The sequence below is a fragment of the Aureimonas phyllosphaerae genome (assembly GCF_900113065.1).
Lineage (GTDB): Bacteria > Pseudomonadota > Alphaproteobacteria > Rhizobiales > Rhizobiaceae > Aureimonas > Aureimonas phyllosphaerae.
This window is the reverse complement of sequence record NZ_FOOA01000009.1, coordinates 41630-58964: the sequence shown is the minus strand read 5'-3', so window position 1 is coordinate 58964 and position 17335 is coordinate 41630. Positions and strand designations below refer to the sequence as shown.

Genomic DNA, 17335 nt, shown 5'->3' with positions numbered 1-17335 from the left:
GAATGGACGAATGGGGACGACGGTCGCCCCGCCCGCGGTGCGGGCGGGGCCATGAGGGGTCAGCCGCGGCCGTGCGAGGCGCGCGAGCGGCGGGCGAGGGAATCGACGATCACGGCCAGCGCCAGCACGCCGCCGAGGATCATGTAGCGAAGGCTCGACGAGAGGTTCAGAAGCGTCAGCCCGTTCGAGATCGCCTGGATCACGATGATGCCGAGCAGCGCCGAATAGGCCGAGCCGCGCCCGCCGAAGAGTGAGGTGCCGCCGATGACGGCCGCCGCGATGGCGTTGAGATTGACGTCGCCGGTGCCGGCCTGCTGCGAGGCCGAGCCGAGGCGCGCCGCCGACAGGAGGCCGCCGAGCGCGGCCAGCGTCGAGCACAGGACGAAGGCGCTCATGTAGATGCGGCGCACGTTGATGCCGGCGCGCCGGGCCGCCTCGCGGTTGCCGCCGACCGCCATCATCGAGCGGCCCCACTTGGTACGGGTGATGGCGTAGTCCATGCCTGCGACCATCGCGACGAACATGCCGAACATCCACGGCACGCCGCGCCCCTGCGCGAGATAGAGGACCACCGCGACGAGGCCGACGGTGAGCACCAGCGCCTTGGCGACGATGACACTGAGCGCCGTGCCTGTGAGGCCCGCTGCCTGCCGCCGCGCCCGCGCCTTGAGCCCGCCCCAGAGCACCACCGCGCCCGGCACGAGGGCGAGCACGACCGACAGCCAGTTCGGCATGTAGGCGTTCTGGCCGAAGCGCACGAAGGCGAGGTTGAAGGGCAGGTTGATCGAGCCCGACGTGCCCAGAAGATAGAGCTGGAGCCCCAGCAGCGCGAGGAGACCCGCCAGCGTCGCCACGAAGGACGGCATGCCGACGCGGTTGTAGAGCGTGGCGTAGAGCGCGCCGACCAGCGCCCCGAAGCCGAGCGCCACCGCGATCGCGCCGACGAGCGGCCAGCCGTTGTTGATCCACAGGACGCCGAGCATCGCCGAGGCGAGGCCCGACATCGAGCCGACGGACAGGTCGATCTCGCCGAGCAGCAGCACGCAGACGATGCCGAGCGAGATGATGCCGGTCGTCGCGCAGTCGTAGAGGAGGTTGGAGACGTTGCCCGGGCGCAGGAAGACCGGGTTCAGCGTCGTGAACACGACGGCGATGAGCACGAGGCCGACCGCCACCGGGATCATCCCGAGGTCGCCCGAGCGGACCCGGTCGCCGAAGGCGCGCAGCGCGCCGCCGAGGCCCTCGTCCTGGCGCACGCGCGCATCCGCGCGGTCGAGCGCCTGGCCGGACACGGAATTGGGATTCAGGCTCATGGATGCCCCCCTTCGGCAGCGCCCGCGCGGCGCTCGGCGCGGCGCGACACGGCGTTCTCGGATGCGCCGGTGATGGCCGAGATCAGGTCGTGATGGGAATCGGCCGGCGTGAAGACGCCGTTGTTGCGACCGAGGCGCAGCACCACGATGCGATCGGCCACCGCGCGCACGTCGTCCATGTTGTGCGAGATCACGATGACGCCGAGCCCGCGGTCGCGCACGCGCTCGATGAGGTTGAGGACCTCGGCGGTCTGGGCAACGCCGAGCGCCGCGGTCGGCTCGTCGAGCATGATGAGCTTGGGCTCGAGCAGCAGCGAGCGGGCGATCGCGACCGTCTGGCGCTGGCCGCCCGAAAGGGAAGCGACCGGCTCGCGCACGGACGGGATGCGAGCCGAGAGCTCGTTGAGGAGCGTCCAGGCGCGGACCTCCATCGCGACCTCGTCGAGCTTCCAGGGGTTGTCCTCGCGCCCGAGATAGATGTTGGCGACGACGTCGAGGTTCTCGCAGAGGGCGAGATCCTGGAACACGGTGGCAATGCCGAGATCGAGCGCCGTCGACGGGCTCGACAGGGCGACCTCCTTGCCGTCGAAGCGGATCGTGCCCGACGAGGGCTGGTGGACGCCCGCCAGGACCTTGACCAGCGTCGACTTGCCGGCGCCGTTGTCGCCGACGAGCGCCACGACCTCGCCGGGATAGACGTCGAGCTCGATGTCGGTCAGCGCGGACACCGCGCCGAAGTTCTTGGATACGTTGCGCAGCGAGATGACCGGCTCGCCTCGACCCGAACGGGGAGACGTCGAGCGGTCGGCATGATCGGCCATGAGCCGGGCCTCCCTTGAAATGGAACGGGGACCGGCCGCCCGAGCATGGGCGACCGGCGGTCTCGCGCGAGGTTTACTGGATGCCGAGCTCCTTGCAGCCGGCCGCGTAGTCGCCGGTGCAGACGGTGGAGGCCGGCGTGATGTTCTTGTCGAAGATCTCGGCCTTGATGTTCTCGCGGGTGATGACGAGCGGCACGAAGAGCTCGGACGGCGTGTTGTAGAGCGTCGTCTTGGCCTCGGGCTTCTCGCCGGAGATGAACTTGAAGGCGATGTTGGCGGCGGCCGCGGCGACGATCTCGGACGGCTTGGAGATCGTGTTGTACTGGTCGCCCGCGATGATCAGCTGGAGCGCCGCGGTGGTGGCGTCGTTGCCCGTCACCGGCGGGACGGGCTCGACGCCGGCTGCCTTGAAGGCCGCGATGGCGCCGCCGCCGGTGCCGTCGTTGGCCGCGACCACGCCCTTGATGTCGGCGCCGTAGCGGGTGATCTGGCCGCTCGTCCACTGCTGGGCCTCGGGCGGCGCCCATTCCGGCGTGTCGAACTCGGCGAGCGTCTTGTAGGGCGAGGCGTCCAGCGCGGCGTCGATGCCGTCGCGGATGAGGCCGGCCGCCGCGTCCGTCGGCGAGCCGTTGATCTGCAGGACGCCCGAGCCGTCCGGCACGCCCTTGGCCTTCAGGTGGTCGACGAGCGACTGGGCGATCGCCTGGCCGATCGCCTTGTTGTCGAAGGACACGTAGTAGTCGGCCGGCGTCGCCGGGATCGGGCGGTCGTAGGCGATGACCTTGACGTCCTGGGACTGGGCCTGCTGGACGAGCGAGGCGGCGGCGCTGGAATCGACGGGGTCGAGCACCACGACGGTCGCCCCTTGCGCGATCACCGAGTTGAACTGCTGCTGCTGGAGCGCGGCGTCGCCGTTGGCGTTCTGGTAGACCACGGTGCAATCCGGGCAGAGCTTCGCCATCTCGTTCTTGAAGCCGGGGAAGTCGCGCTCCTCGTAGCGCGTCGAGCCCTGGTCGGGCATCAGGAAGGCGACGGTGGCATCGGCCGCGCGGGCCGAAGCGGTGCCGGCCAGAAGGCCGAGGGCGAGGACGGCAAGGCCGCCGTGGCGCATCGAAACAGTCATGATCGTCTCCCTTGGGTTTTGGTGGTCTTCGAGTTCGGCGTTCGGGGCACGCGCGAAGGGCCCTGTGGCGGCAGGACCGAGGCCGGAGCCCCGCCCACCGATCGGCTCGTCCCGCACGCGGTCAGGCGGCGTAGGACAGGGTCTGGTTGCGCTGCGACAGGTTGCGGAAGCGCGTCGGCGTCATCCCCTTCTGCAGCAGGAACTGGCGATTGAAGTTCGACACGTTGTTGTAGCCGGCGGCGAAGCAGATGTCGGTGATCGCGCGGTGCGGGTCGCTGGTCAGGAGCTGGCAGGCGAGGTTGATGCGCAGCCGGTTGACGTAGCTGACCAGCGTCATGCCGGTGTGCCGCCGGAAGGCGCGGCTGAAGGTCGAGGGGCTGCGCCCGGAGATGGCGGCAAGGTCGCGCTCCGAGAACTCCTCCGTCAGGTGCCGGTTGATGAAGGCGAGCGCCTCGTTGATGCCCCCGCTCATGAAGCCCGACGGGTCCGGCAGGTAGTCGGCGCTGGTGAGCGGGCGGGCGTCCTCGGCGGCCGTGAGGACATCCATCAGCGCCATGAACATGGAGAGGCGGCGAAAGCCGCTCGCCTCGACCATGTCGGCAAGGATCGGCCCGGCGGCCGCCGCGGTCTCGGGCGAGAACAGGACGCCGCGGCGGCTGGAGGCCAGAAGCGGGCCGGCGGCCGCGAACTCCGGCAGCGCGCGCGTCGTCTCCTCGACGAAACTCTCGGAGAACTGGACGATCCGGCAGCGCAGCGGAATTTCGGCATCCGGCGCGACGTCGCTCACCCAGTTGTGCGGGAGGTTCGGCCCGGTGAGGACGAGGTTGCCCGGCTCGAACTCGCCGATGAAATCGCCGACGAAATAGTTGCCGCGCGTCTCGACGATGTGGTGGATCTCGTATTCGGGGTGGAAGTGCCAGCGGACCGTGTGGAAGGGATAGCCGTGCGTCCAGGCCTTGAACGCCTCTCCCTGCCGGATCTGGACGAGTTCCAGGTCTGGATGCATGCCGTCTCCTCCCGGCCGTATCTCCCGTTGCAGGCGCGTGTTCCCCGCACTCTGCAGCTTGGAGTTAAGACCTTCGACGGATGCTTAGCTACCTCCGGCTTTCCGCAACGACGATACTTTTTTGTCGATCATGACGGATATGACGCCCGATCCTGTCGAAAACGCCTATCCGGCGGGCAGATCGCCCGCCGATGCGGCATCGTGGCAGTCCCGCGGAGAGAGCCTGACTGCCCATGGTCGCGGGAGACGTCAGAACCGGTAGCGCACCGAGCCGATGACGTTGCGCTCGGGTTCCTTGTAGCAGAAGCCGGACGAGCAGATCTGCGCATCCTCGCCGAAGAGGTTGGTGGCGTTCACCTGGATGCGAAGACCCTCGACCGCCGGCACGTCGTAATGCGCGGCCGCGTCGATGAAGACGCGCGCGTCGTTGCGGAACGTGTTCTCGTCGTCGCCGAAGCTCGACGACAGGTAGCGCAGCCCCGCCCCGACCCCGAGCCCTTCGGCCGCGCCTGACTGCATGGTGTAGTCCGCCCAGAGCGAGACCGTGTGGCGCGGCGTCGAGGACAGGGTGTTGCCGGTGGTGGCCGCCGTGCCTTCGACGATCTCGAGGTCGGTATAGGCGTAGGCGAGCGTGGCGTTGAGACCCGCCATGAGCGAGGCCGTCGCCTCCAGTTCCACCCCACGCGAGCGCAATTCGCCGCGCTGCACCTGTTCGTTGGTGCCGGTGAGCGGGTTCACGTCGAAGAAGACGCCGTTCTCCTGCGTGATGTCGAAGACGGCGGCCGTCAGGAGCGTGTTCCAGCCGGGGATCTGGTACTTCACGCCGGCTTCCCACTGCTCGGCCGTGGTCGGCACGAAGGCCTCGCCCGCCGTGTTCGTGCCGATGTTGGGCGCGAACGCGGTGGCGTAGCTGACATAGGGAGCGACGCCGCTGTCGAAGAGATAGGACAGGCCGACGCGGCCGGAGAACTCCGAATCCTTCTGCTCCGGCTGGGCGGCGAGGGCGCCCGGCGTGCCCGACGCGGTGTCCGTCCAGACCCAGTCGTGCCGCCCGCCGAGCGTCAGGGTGAAGCGATCGTAGACGATCTCGTCCTGAAGGTAGAGGCCGACCTGCGACTGGTCCTGCGAGGCCGCGACCGAGTAGGCGGGCGTCGCGATCGCCGTGTCGTAGCGCGGGGCGGCGAAGAGGAGCGAGGGCGCCGCGCCGTAGCCTTCGAGGTTGGTGTATTCGGCATAGGACGCGTCGACGCCGCCGAGCAGCGTGTGGCCGAGCGGACCCGTGTCGAACCTCGCCTCCAGCTGCGTGTCGGACACGACGCCCTTCAGCGTCTGGTCGACATTGCCCGCGCCGCGGTTGACGATGCCGTTCTGCGGGCCGCCGATCGCGTAGGCGTACTCGCCGTAGACGTCGAGGCTCTGGACGCGCGCCTTCTGGCGGAAGGTGAAGGTCTCGTCGAGGCGCCGCTCCAGTTCGAAGCCGAGGCGGCCCTGGGTCTGGTCGAGGTCGTTGAAGGACGGATCGCCCGCCGCGACGTCGGTCACGCGCGTCCCGTCGTTGACATAGGCGAAGGTGCCGCCGGAGCGCGAGCGCTGGAGTTCGCCGAAGATCGTCAGCGAGGTGTCGGCGTCCGGCGTCCAGGTGAAGGCCGGCGCGACGGTCAGCCGGTCGTCGGAGGCGAACGGGTAGTCGGACTCCGCGTCGCGCGCGACGCCGGTGACGCGGTAGAAGGCCGTCTCGGACGATCCGAGCGGTCCCGACGCGTCCATGTTGAGCTGAACGCGGCTGTTGGAGCCGACCTGCGCCTCCACTTCGCGCGCGGCCGCCCGCGTCGGACGCTTGGAGCGCAGGTCGACGATGCCCCCGGCATTCGACGAGCCGTAGAGGCCGGCCGCCGGGCCCTTGAGGATCGACAGGCCCTCGAGTCCGTAGGGTTCGATGTCGAAGGTCGAGAAGCCGATGTTGAACTCGCGCAACCCGTCGCGGAAGATGCCGGTATAGGTCGCGGGCAGGCCGCGGATGAAGAAGGCGTCGAAGCGCGGGTCGAGCCCGTAGGCGCCGATCCGCACGCCCGGCGTATAGCCGACGGCGTCGCTGAGCGTCTGCGGATTGCGGTCGTCGAGCTGCTCCTCCGTGACCACCGACACCGCCTGCGGCACGCGCACCAGTGGCGTGTCGGTCTTGGTGGCCGAGCGCGTCGTCTCAGTGACGTAGCCGTCCGTCCGGAAGCCGTCCGCCGAGGCCCCCGCGACCCCGCCGCCCGCTGCGCTGAGCGAGCCGTCCGACCGCGCGCCCTCGCCGCCGGACTCGATCGTCACCGTATCCAGCACGATCTCCTGCGCCTGCGCCGTGGCACACAACAGGGCCACGAGCCCGGTGCTCGCAAGGAGCAGCGGACGGATCCGGCGGGAGCGGTTGGGGATCGAACGGGCCATGGACGCACACGGGAAGCAGGGGCCGGCGCCCCTCGCGCCCGCCGATCCATCCTCGCTACGAAAACATGACTGAAAGAGTCAATATTTGTCGCTGGGCCTGTTCAGGGCCCGATCGCAGCCGATCATTGGGATTTCCGGGTTTCGACCCGCGGGGCGACGACCGCGGCGATGTCGTATTGCCGAGTGAATGATGCAGCGCGGACACGGGTTTCGGAACGATTCCAGGATCCACGCCCCCGTTGTTCAGAGGTCGAGCGTGACGATCACCGGTACGTGGTCGGACGGACGGTCCCAGCCGCGCGCCTCGCGCAGGACCCGCGCTTCGCGAAGGTGGGGTCCGAGGTCGGCCGAGCTCCAGATGTGGTCGAGCCGGCGCCCCTTGTTGGCGCCGTCCCAGTCCTTGGCGCGGTAGCTCCACCACGTGTAGAGCTTCTGCGGCAGGGGCACGTGCTGGCGCACGAGATCGGTCCATCCGCCTTCCGCCATCACGCGCTTCATGCCCTCGGTCTCGACCGGCGTATGCGAAACGATCTTCAGAAGCTGCTTGTGCGACCAGACATCGTCCTCGAACGGCGCGATGTTGAGGTCGCCGACGAGGATCGCCGAGACGCCGGGCTCGGCCTCGGCGCGCATCAGGCGCATCTCCTCGAGGAAGTCGAGCTTGTGGCGGAACTTCGGGTTGATCTCCGGGTCCGGCTCGTCGCCGCCCGCCGGCACGTAGAGATTGTGGACGCGGATCTGCCGCTCGCCCGCCGCCACGCGCACCGACAGGTGCCGCGCGTCGCCGATCGCGCAGAAGTCCTGGCGCACGAGGTCGGCGAAGGGCAGGCGCGAGATCGTGGCGACCCCGTGATAGCCCTTCTGCCCATGGAGCGCGATGTGCTCGTAGCCGAGCGCACGGAACGCGTCCTCGGGGAAGAGCTCGTTCGGGCACTTCGTCTCCTGCAGGCAGAGAACGTCCGGCGCCTCGGCCTTGAGGAACGCCTCCACGATCGGCAGGCGCAGGCGCACCGAGTTGATGTTCCAGGTGGCGAGCGTGAAGGGCATGGGGCGTGTCCGATGGGCAGGGGCGTCGGCGCCTGTCTAGTCCATCACCGCCGCGGAAGGAAACGCCCGGGCGTCTCGCGCCGGAGGCAACGACAAGGCGGCCCCCGCGTTGTGGCCGGGCGCGTATGGGGCGGCGGGGAGTTCAGGTCATGTTCGAAGGCTTCGAGACGCGCAGGATCGAGGGCGACGGCGCCGAGATCTTCTGCCGCATCGCGGGCGAGGGCCCTCCCCTCCTCCTTCTCCACGGCTATCCGCAGACCGGCGCGATGTGGGCGGGCGTCGCCCCACGCCTGGCCGAGCGCTTCCGCGTCGTCGTGCCGGACCTTCGCGGCTACGGCCAGTCGTCGGCGCCGGAATCGAAGGGTGGCGAGGGTTACGCCAAGCGCGTGATGGCGGCCGACATGGTGCGCGTCATGGCGGCGCTCGGGTTCGAGCGCTTCCGCCTCGCCGGCCACGACCGCGGCGGGCGCGTCGCCTATCGGCTGGCCTTCGACCATCCGGACGCCGTCGAGCGGCTGGCGCTCCTCGACATCATCCCGACGGTGGAGATGTGGGAGCGGATGGACGCGGCTGGCGCCCTCTCCTCCTACCACTGGCAGTTCCTCGCCCAGCCGAACCCGATGCCGGAGCGCCTGATCGGCTCCGATCCGGTCTTCTACGTCGATCATACGCTGGCGAGCTGGACGGCCAACCAGTCCACCGCACCCTTCGCGCCGCAGGCGCTCGCCGAATATCGCCGGTCCTTCTCGCGCGTCGACACGATCCACGGCGTCTGCGAGGACTACCGTGCCGGCGCCACGATCGACCGGCGCCACGACGAGGAGGATCGGGCGGCCGGCCGGCGCATCGCCTGCCCGCTGCTGGCGCTGTGGGGCGCCAAGGGCACGCCGGCGAGGCACGGCGATCCCATCGAAGTCTGGACGCGCTACGCCGACGACGTGTCGGGACAGGCGATCGACAGCGGTCACTTCCTGGTGGAGGAGGCGCCGGAGGAGACGCTGACGGCGATGCTCGCCTTCTTCCGGTGAGCCGCCCCTACCAGCCGATCCGGCCGTAGCCGACCCCGACGCCGATGCCGCCGTTCCACCCCGGACCGCCGTAGAGGCGTGCCCGGCGGGCTTCGCTGCGGTCGAGATCGATGCGCTGCAGGCAGGCGGCGAAGGCGTCGGTGCGCGGTCGGAACCCGTAGTCGCGGCAGCGGGCTTCGTCCGCGGCGCGCCGTTCGGCCGGCGTCACCGTGGTGCAGCCGGAGAGAGCGAGAAGGCCGAGGGCGGCAAGGGCCAGGATCGGGCGCATGGGCAGGTGTTCCGGGTGGCGGCGCGACGGAGGCCGCGGGACGGAGGCTCAACCCCGGCCCGCCGCGCCTGTTCCCGTCAGCGGTTGCCGGTCATGCCGCCGCGGATGTTGGCGTAGGGGATGTTGAACAGCTTGTCGTCCACCGCGCCACCCTCGACGACGTTGTAGACCATGACGGTCGTGTCCTTGCCCTGCGCGTCGCGGATCGTCCACTGGCGCAGGTCCATGGTCGAGGGATCGAACATCATGGTGATGCGCGAATTGCCGAAGATCGACTTGTCGCCCATCACGATCGTGGTGAGGTCCGGCCCCTCCTTGACGCTCTGGATATTGGCGGCCGAGAGGTCGATCCGCTGGTCGAGGAGCAGCTTCAGCGGCGTCTTCGACAGGGGGTAGAGGTCCCAGGTGTTGAGCTTGCGGTTGTTGACCGCGACCTGGCTGCCGTCGGCGATGACGCGCACCGGCGAGCCGGAATAGTCGAAGCGGATCTTGCCCGGCCGCTCCATGAAGAACGTGCCCTCGGTCTGGTTTCCGGCCGCGTCGAACTGGACGAAGTTGCCTTTCATCGACTTCACGCCGGAAAAATGGTCGGCCACGCGCTGCGCGGCGGCGGTCGCGGTCTGGGCGTGGGCGAGCGTGTGTCCGGACAGCGAGGCGCCGGCGAGGAGGGCGAGCGTGAGAACGGCGCCAGCGATGCGTCCACGTTGAGCGGTCATGGGTCGTACAAGTCCTCGAAGCGTGGGGCGGGCCGAAGAGGAACGGCACCGGGATCGACCCGTCGATACAGCCTCAGATCGGCTCCAATGCGGCGGCTCAAATGAACTCTGGTTCATCCTGCCAAGCTATTCCGGTGCTGTCAGCCGGCAAGAAGTTGGCGAGAAATTAGCGTGCGGCGCGCGCCTGCGTCAGAGCTTCGTAAAGCCGTCGGCGGTGCCCGGTTCCGATGATGTTGTAAAGAACCCAAGATCCGACCCCGGCACCGATCGTCATGGGCGCGACGCTCAGAAACATGAGAAAGGTGATATCGAATGCCGAGACGCCCAATATGGATCGGCTCGGCTCCCGCCCCTCTCCAAAGAGATGGTTGCAAAGAGAAAGTATGAAGGGACTGGCAGCGAACGCGATGAGTGCGGTTTTGCACGCGAGAACAAGACCGTCGATTCCAAAAGTCCACGGATACCTTGAAACCTTCAGCGGGCGCCTGCGGAATGCGACGGTCCAGATCCCGTGAAGCATCATGGGAGCGAGATAGTAGGCCGCCAACGTGAGCGAGAGTTGCCTCATTTCGGGTGACAGACGCAACGAGGCAAGCACAGCGATGCCCCAAAGGGCGAAGGGCACCGCAGCCACGCGAAGCCTCAGACCGCGCTCGAGAGCGGGAACGGAGCGCAGCGTCCTCGGCATGATGCGGAAACGATGCCGCTCATGTCTGCTCGTCGTCGCCCGTTGGAACAAGCGCCATGCGGACGGCGAGATGTAAGGCCGGTGGAAGAGGACTTCTTCCTCCGGCTCGTCACGCATTGTCCGTCGGCACCAGGATCTCTCGCTTGCCGGCGTGGTTGGCGGGGCCGACGATGCCCTCGCGCTCCATCCGCTCGATGATCGAGGCGGCGCGGTTGTAGCCGATCTGCAGGCGGCGCTGGACGTAGGAGGTGGACGCCTTGCCGTCGCGCAGGACCACGGCCACCGCCTGGTCGTAGAGATCGGCCGACTCTTCGCCGCCCACCGAGCCGCCGCTTGAACCGCCCGCCGCCGTGCCGTCCTCGTCCTCTTCCTCGAGGATCGCATCGAGATATTCGGGCGTGCCTTGCGCTTTCAGGTGCTTGACCACCTCCTCGACCTCGGCGTCGTCGACGAAGGGGCCGTGGACGCGCTGGATGCGCCCGCCGCCGGCCATGAACAGCATGTCGCCCATGCCGAGCAGCTGCTCGGCGCCTTGCTCCTGGAGGATGGTGCGCGAGTCGATCTTCGACGTCACCTGGAAGGAGATGCGGGTCGGGAAGTTCGCCTTGATCGTGCCGGTGATGACGTCGACCGAGGGGCGCTGCGTCGCCATGATGACGTGGATGCCGGCGGCGCGCGCCATCTGCGCGAGGCGCTGGACGGTGCCTTCGATGTCCTTACCGGCGACCATCATCAGGTCGGCCATCTCGTCGATGATGACGACGATGTAGGGCAGCGGCTGGAGGTCGAACTCCTCCGACTCGAAGATCGGCTCCCCGGTCTCGCGGTCGAAGCCCGTCTGCACGGTGCGCGACATGGTCTCGCCGCGCTCGATTGCCGAGGACACCCGCGTGTTGAAGCCGTCGATGTTGCGAACGCCGACCTTCGACATCTTGCGGTAGCGGTCCTCCATCTCCTTGACCGTCCACTTCAGCGCGACGACCGCCTTCTTCGGGTCGGTGACGACAGGCGCGAGGAGGTGCGGGATGCCGTCGTAGATCGACAGTTCCAGCATCTTCGGGTCGATCATGATCATGCGGCACTCGGCCGGGCTCATCCGGTAGAGGAGCGACAGGATCATCGTGTTGATCGAGACCGACTTGCCCGAGCCCGTGGTGCCGGCGACGAGAAGATGCGGCATCTTGGCGAGATCGGCGATCACCGCCTCGCCGCCGATCGTCTTGCCGAGCGCCAGAGCGAGCTTCGCCTTGGCGCCCGCGAACGTCTCCGACTGGATCATCTCGCGGAAGTAGACGGTCTCGCGCTTGGCGTTGGGCAGCTCGATGCCGATCGCGTTCTTGCCGGGAATGACCGCGACGCGGGCGGCGATCGCCGACATCGAGCGGGCGATGTCGTCGGCGAGGCCGATGACGCGGCTCGACTTGATGCCGGGCGCGGGCTCGAGCTCGTAGAGCGTGACGACGGGACCGGGGCGCACCTCGATGATCTCGCCCTTGACGCCGAAGTCGTCGAGGACGCCCTCGAGAAGGCGCGCGTTCTCCTGCAGGATCTCGGGCGTCAGCGTGTTGTCGCGGTTTCTCGGCTTCGGCGGCGACAGGAGCTCGATTGGCGGCAGCTCGAACTCGGCGTTGAGGGCCGGGTTGCCGAGTTCGGCAAGGCGGGCGCGCGAGGACTGGCGCGAGACGGCATCGGCTGCCGCCTGCGGCACGACGCGCGCCGGGCGCTCGAACATCGACCCGCGCGGGGCCGGCGCGGCGGGCGCCGGGGCGGCCGGGGCCATGCGCGGCTCGACGGGCGCGGCGCGGGGCAGCTCGGCCTCGGGCTTCGGGGCGCGCTTCAGACCGGGGAAGGCGACGATGTTGTTGGCGATGAAGTCGCGCCAGCCGCCGCCCTCTTCCGGCGCCGAGGCGCGCTCGGGCGCCTCGAGGCGTGCCTCGTCCTCTTCCATCGCGATCCGCTCTTCCAGGGACAGGCGACCGTCGTCGCCGAGATAGGGCGCATGGTCCTCGTGCGTCTCGAACGGCAGCTCGTCGTCATGGCCGAAGGCCGACGCGTCGTGGCGGTGGATGTCGTCGTAGCCGACGACGCCGCGATCCTCCGGCGCGCCGGTCTCGAAGAGGTCCTCGTCGCCCGCCTCGTCCGCGGCGAAGGTCGGCTCGGCGCGGCCCGCGGCGGCCGCCGCCTCGATCGCGGCCTGGCGCTGCGCCATCTTGTAGGAGCCGTTCCAGTCCGAGCGGCCGTGGCGCACAGTGGCGCGGCTCGTGTCGACCGTGCGGCGGGTGGGCGCGGCGGGCTCAATCTCGGGGGCCGCAGCGGCCGGCGCGCGAGGGCTCGCCGGCATGGCGGACTCGGGCGCATAGGGTACCTCGGCCCAGGCGCGCTCGTCGTGGTCGGCCACCGGCTCGTCGAAGGTGGGCTCGCGGAACTCCGGCGGCACCACGACGCGCACCTCGCGGCGGGCGGCGGGCGCAGCCGCCCCGTCGCGGAAGCGGGCGGGCGGGGCCGGCGGCATCAGGGGCGCGTCGGCGTCCCAGTCGCGGTGCGAGAACGGATCCTCGCGGCGGCCGAGCACCGGCACCGACTGCGTCACGCGCGCAGCGGCCGAGCGCATGCGGTAGGCCCAGTGGCTGGCAACCCCGGCGAGAAGGGCGAGGCGGCCCTCGCCGTCGTCCTCCTCGATCTTCGAGGCGCGACGGGCGCTCAGCGCGACCGGCTCGTCCGGCGCGCCGACGAGGCCGGCGCCGTGGAGGATGCACCAGAGCGCCGGGGCGGCGAAGAGGGCCGCGGCGGCAAAGCTCCAGGCGCCCGTCGGATAGGCGCCGGTCGCGAGCGCCGGGATTTTCAGGAGAAGATCGCCGACGATGCCGCCGAGACCGATCGGCAGCGGCCAGCCGGCCGGCGCCTCGAGCGAGCCGAGCGCGGCGCTGGCGAGCGCGAGGCCGCCGAGCGCCACCCAGGCGCGCTGGCCGGCGCGGCCCGCGCGACGGCCGATGAGGCACAGGATGCCGCGGATCGCCAGCACCAGTGGAACGAGCACGGCACCGAGGCCGAAGACCTGCATGGCGAGGTCGGCGACCACCGCGCCGCCCGCGCCCGCCATGTTGCGGACCGAATTGTCGTTGGAATAGCTGAGCGACGGGTCGTCCACCGCCCAGGTGGCGAAGGCGGTCGCCAGCCACAGCGCCAGGCCGACCAGACCGACCCCGAGGCCCAAGCGTGCCGGTCGTGCCATCGATCCCGTCCCCTCGTCCCGCGCCTCGATCGATGCCATGTCGCTGCCCTTCGCCTGCTGCCTGCCCGGACGGCGCCGCGGGGGCGCACGCGTCCTTCGACGGCGCGCCCCCGCGGGCTCCGGCTCTTTGCGGTCAAGGTAAACAAACGGGGTTAAGGGTCGTTTAACCCTGCGGAGCCCGAACGCACCGTCACGCTCGCATTGGTTTGATGGAACGGGCCGGGCGGAGGGGCGTCTAGGCGCGAAGGGAACCGCAACACGAGGAATCACGCCCCATGCAGATCGTTCACGAGGACCAGGGCCGCACCGGCGTCTTCGCCTACGGCGAGGGCGACGACCGGGCCGAACTGACCTATGCGCCGGCCGGCATCCAGAACTCGCTGATCTTCGACCACACCTACGTGCCCGAGCGCCTGCGCGGCCAGGGCATCGCGGAGAAGCTCGTCGACCATGCGGTCGCCTTCGCACGAAGCGAGGGCAAGACCGTCGTGCCGGCCTGCTCCTATGTGCGCGCCCTCTTCGACCGGCATCCCGAGCGCTACGGCGACATCCGCACCGAGGAGGAGAAGCCGGTCGGCCGGATCTGAGCGCCCGTCAACCGTAGCGCGCGACGGACAGGTCGCGCGCGTCGATGTCGGGCGTGGCGCCCGACACGAGGTCGGCGAGAAGCCGGCCCGAGCCGGAACTCATGGTCCAGCCGAGCGTGCCGTGGCCGGTGTTGAGGAAGAGCCCCTTCACCTTCGTCGGCCCGATCACCGGGGTGCCGTCCGGCGTCATCGGCCGGAGGCCCGACCAGAAGTCTGCGCGGGCGATGTCGCCGCCGGGAAAGAGGTCTGTGACCGAATGTTCCAGCGTGCGGCGCCGGCGCTCGGATCGGTCGTTGGTGAAGCCGGAGATCTCGGCCATGCCGCCGACGCGGATGCGGGTCCCGAGCCGCGTGATCGCGATCTTGTAGGTCTCGTCCATCACGGTCGATTCGGGCGCGCGCGTCTCGTCGACGATCGGGATGGTGAGCGAATAGCCCTTCACCGGATAGACCGGCAGCTTGATCCCGAGCGGGCGCACTAGGACCGGCGAATAGGACCCCATCGCCACCACCACGGCGTCGGCCCGGATGTCGCCGGCATCCGTCGCGACGCCGACCGCCCGGCCGCCCTCGACGAGGAGACGGCGCACGGTGCGGCCCCAGCGAAAATCGACGCCGCGCGAGGCGACGATCTCGGCAAGGGCATTCGCGAACTTGAAGCAGTCGCCCGTCTCGTCCTGCGGGGTCTGGAGACCGCCGACGATCTTGTCGCGCGCGTGGGCGAGCGCCGGCTCGGCGCGGATGCAGCCTTCGCGGTCGAGCACCTCGTAGGGGATGCCGTCGGCGGCAAGCGCCTTCACGTCCTTGGCCGAGGCGTCGAGCTGGGCTTGGCTACGGAAGAGCTGCAGCGTCCCCTGCATGCGCTGGTCGTAGGCGATGTTGGTGTCGCGGCGAAGCTCGGCGAGCGACACGCGGCTGTAGTCCGACAGGCGCAGCATCCGGCTCTTGTTGCGCGCATAGGCGCCGGCCGTGCAGTTGGCGAGCATCTTCGTCAGCCAGGACAGCATGGCGCGGTCGAGCTTGGGGCGCAAGATGAGGGGTGCGTGCTCCATCATCAGCCACTTGATGGCCTTTTGCGGGATGCCGGGAGCCGCCCAGGGGCTGCAGTAGCCGAACGACACCTCGCCGGCATTGGCGTAGCTCGTCTCCAGCGCCGGCCCCTCCTGCCGGTCCACCACGATCACCTCGTGGCCTGCCTTCATCAGGTACCAGGCCGAGGTGACGCCGATGATGCCGGCTCCGAGGACGACGACCTTCATGCCCGCTCTCCTGCAGCGTTGTTCGATATGTAGCGGCGCTCGTAGCGGCTCCCGAGCGAGGTCAGGATCTCGTAGGAGATCGTGCCCGCCGCGGCCGCCGCTGCGTCGAGGCTGGCGTGGGGGCCGATGAGCTCGACGAGGTCGCCGGCCCGCACCGGCGCATCGCCCGCATCGACGATGACGGAATCCATCGACACGCGCCCGACGATCGGCAGCTTTCGTCCTGCGTAGAAGACGGCGCCCCGGTTCGAGGCCGAGCGCAGCCAGCCGTCGGCATAGCCGACCGAGAGCGTCGCAAGGCGCATCGCCCGCTCGGCGACGGCGGTGAAACCGTAGCCGATGCCCGCGCCCGCCGGCACCTCGCGCAGCTGGATCACCCGTGCGTCGAGACGCACCACGGGCATCATCGGATTGGGGCGCCCCCCGGTCGGCGCGCCGCCGTAGAGCGCGATGCCCGGTCGCGCGAGATCGAAGCGGAAGGCGTCGCCGAGAAAGAGCCCGGCGGAGTTGGCGAGCGAACGGCGCGCCCGCGGCAGGCGATCGGACAGCGCCCGGAAGGCGGCAAGCTGCGCGGCGTTCGCCGGGTGATCCGGCTCGTCGCCGCAGGCGAGGTGGCTCATGACGAGAACGGTGTCGATGCCGCGCAGCCGCTCAGGGGAGGCGTTGAGCGCCTCGACCTCGGCCGGTGCGAGACCGAGACGCGACATGCCGCTGTCGACCTGGATCGCCGCCGGCAGCGGGCGGCCGAGCGACCGTCCCGCCTCGCTCCAGGCCTCGACCTGATCGAGCGAGTTGAGGACCGGCCGGATATCGGTCTCGGCGCACAGACGCTCGTCGCCCGGCAGAAGACCGTTGAGGACGAAGATCTCGAGGCCCTCGGGGAGGATCGGGCGCAGCGCCAGCGCCTCGGACAGATGGGCGACGAAGAAGGTCCGGCAGCCGGCCTCCAGTAGCACCGGCGCGACCTGCGCCATGCCGAGCCCGTAGGCGTCCGCCTTGACGACGCCCGCGACGGCCGCGCCTCCGGCCTGCGCCACCAGCGCGCGGTAGTTGCGGGCGATCGCGCCGAGATCGACGGTCAGGACGCCGCCGGCGGAGCCGGTGACGGAGGCATGCGTTTGCGTCGAATGCGGCATGGCGTTCACGGCGAGTTCCCCCGAGCGATCCGGCATCCATGATGGTCGAAGGATCGTCGAAGGACATGCCGAACTGCCGCAGAATGTGATAATTTCGCTGCCGATCCGACATTTCCTTCGAACGGGCGCAACGATCTTCGCATGGACCGCATCGACCGCGCCCTGATCCGGGCGCTCCGCCGCAACGCCCGCGCCACCAACGTCGCGCTCGCCGCCGAGGCCGGCCTGTCGCCTTCGGCGTGCCTGCGCCGCGTCCAGATGCTGGAAGAGTCCGGGGCGATCCGCGGCTACACCGCGATCGTGGCGGGGCCGGGCGGCGACGACGCGCATGTCGTGATCGTGCGCATCACGCTGGAGCACCAGACCGAGGACGTCCTGCACCGCTTCGAGGCGGAGGTGCTGAAGCATCCCGAGATCCGCGAATGCTACCTGATGACGGGCGCGGAGGACTATCTCTTGCGCGTCGAGGCGCAAGGGGCGGGCGACTACGAGCGCATCCACAAGGAGATCCTGTCGCGCCTTCCGGCCGTGTCGCGGATCAATTCCTCCTTCGCGATCCGCCGCGTCCTGTCCGATACCGGGGGGCGGCGATGATCCTTCGGGTCTGGCCGGCGGCCCGCTCGCCCTTAGATGGGGCCTCGCGAGGATGGCGCCGGTGGCGTTCCGGCCTTGCGACACG

General features: G+C 69.5%; 15 protein-coding genes. 3 read left to right on the top strand and 12 right to left on the bottom strand.

The features are described 5' to 3' along the window. Positions 1-59 precede the first annotated feature (59 nt). From BM175_RS12455 to BM175_RS12430, 6 genes are all read right to left on the bottom strand, one after another. Positions 60-1313: a sugar ABC transporter permease gene (locus BM175_RS12455; RefSeq protein WP_090963512.1), complete on the bottom strand. Its 1254-nt coding sequence runs from the start codon at positions 1311-1313 to the stop codon at positions 60-62. Next, positions 1310-2134, bottom strand: coding sequence for an ATP-binding cassette domain-containing protein (locus tag BM175_RS12450; protein ID WP_090963510.1), 825 nt, complete (start codon positions 2132-2134; stop codon positions 1310-1312). The genes BM175_RS12455 and BM175_RS12450 overlap by 4 nt, the downstream gene beginning before the upstream one ends. A 73-nt stretch (positions 2135-2207) precedes the next feature. Then, on the bottom strand, positions 2208-3257 hold the full coding sequence (locus BM175_RS12445) for an ABC transporter substrate-binding protein (RefSeq protein ID WP_055892005.1): 1050 nt from the start codon (positions 3255-3257) through the stop codon (positions 2208-2210). Between the two features lie 121 nt (positions 3258-3378). Further along, on the bottom strand, positions 3379-4263 hold the full coding sequence (locus BM175_RS12440) for an AraC family transcriptional regulator (protein ID WP_090963508.1): 885 nt from the start codon (positions 4261-4263) through the stop codon (positions 3379-3381). A 249-nt stretch (positions 4264-4512) separates the two neighbouring features. Next, a complete protein-coding gene (locus BM175_RS12435; protein WP_090963506.1) occupies positions 4513-6696 on the bottom strand; it encodes a TonB-dependent siderophore receptor in 2184 nt (727 codons plus the stop codon). Positions 6697-6939: 243 nt separating this feature from the next. After that, positions 6940-7743 carry an exodeoxyribonuclease III gene (locus BM175_RS12430; protein ID WP_090963505.1) on the bottom strand — a complete coding sequence of 268 codons (804 nt, stop codon included), beginning with the start codon at positions 7741-7743 and terminating at the stop codon, positions 6940-6942. A 149-nt stretch (positions 7744-7892) separates the two neighbouring features. On the opposite strand from BM175_RS12430, the gene BM175_RS12425 reads away from it, so the two are divergent. Continuing rightward, entirely contained in the window at positions 7893-8771 is an 879-nt protein-coding gene (locus BM175_RS12425; RefSeq protein WP_090963503.1) for an alpha/beta fold hydrolase, read from the top strand. A gap of 7 nt (positions 8772-8778) precedes the next feature. Here BM175_RS12425 and BM175_RS12420 read toward each other — a convergent pair whose 3' ends face one another. The 4 genes from BM175_RS12420 to BM175_RS12405 form a co-directional block, all read right to left on the bottom strand. Then, on the bottom strand, positions 8779-9039 hold the full coding sequence (locus BM175_RS12420) for a hypothetical protein (RefSeq protein ID WP_090963501.1): 261 nt from the start codon (positions 9037-9039) through the stop codon (positions 8779-8781). Between the two features lie 77 nt (positions 9040-9116). Continuing rightward, positions 9117-9755: an outer-membrane lipoprotein carrier protein LolA gene (locus BM175_RS12415; protein WP_090963499.1), complete on the bottom strand. Its 639-nt coding sequence runs from the start codon at positions 9753-9755 to the stop codon at positions 9117-9119. A 166-nt stretch (positions 9756-9921) separates the two neighbouring features. Continuing rightward, positions 9922-10560 (bottom strand): hypothetical protein, encoded by a 639-nt coding sequence (locus BM175_RS12410; protein ID WP_090963497.1) that lies wholly within the window; start codon positions 10558-10560, stop codon positions 9922-9924. Further along, on the bottom strand, positions 10553-13714 hold the full coding sequence (locus BM175_RS12405) for a DNA translocase FtsK (RefSeq protein WP_090963495.1): 3162 nt from the start codon (positions 13712-13714) through the stop codon (positions 10553-10555). Before BM175_RS12405 ends, BM175_RS12410 begins: the two co-directional genes overlap by 8 nt. Positions 13715-13950: 236 nt before the next feature. Between BM175_RS12405 and BM175_RS12400 the strand changes: the two genes are divergently transcribed. After that, positions 13951-14262 (top strand): GNAT family N-acetyltransferase, encoded by a 312-nt coding sequence (locus BM175_RS12400; RefSeq protein ID WP_082505803.1) that lies wholly within the window; start codon positions 13951-13953, stop codon positions 14260-14262. A gap of 7 nt (positions 14263-14269) precedes the next feature. On the opposite strand, the gene BM175_RS12395 is transcribed toward BM175_RS12400, so the two are convergent. Both BM175_RS12395 and alr read right to left on the bottom strand, forming a co-directional pair. Further along, positions 14270-15520 (bottom strand): D-amino acid dehydrogenase, encoded by a 1251-nt coding sequence (locus BM175_RS12395; RefSeq protein ID WP_090963492.1) that lies wholly within the window; start codon positions 15518-15520, stop codon positions 14270-14272. Next, the gene (gene alr, locus BM175_RS12390; protein WP_090963694.1) at positions 15517-16656 is read right to left on the bottom strand and encodes an alanine racemase; all 1140 of its coding nucleotides are present in this window, start codon (positions 16654-16656) and stop codon (positions 15517-15519) included. The genes BM175_RS12395 and alr overlap by 4 nt, the downstream gene beginning before the upstream one ends. Positions 16657-16797: 141 nt before the next feature. Between alr and BM175_RS12385 the strand changes: the two genes are divergently transcribed. Continuing rightward, positions 16798-17250 carry an Lrp/AsnC family transcriptional regulator gene (locus BM175_RS12385; RefSeq protein WP_090963490.1) on the top strand — a complete coding sequence of 151 codons (453 nt, stop codon included), beginning with the start codon at positions 16798-16800 and terminating at the stop codon, positions 17248-17250. Positions 17251-17335: the final 85 nt, after the last annotated feature.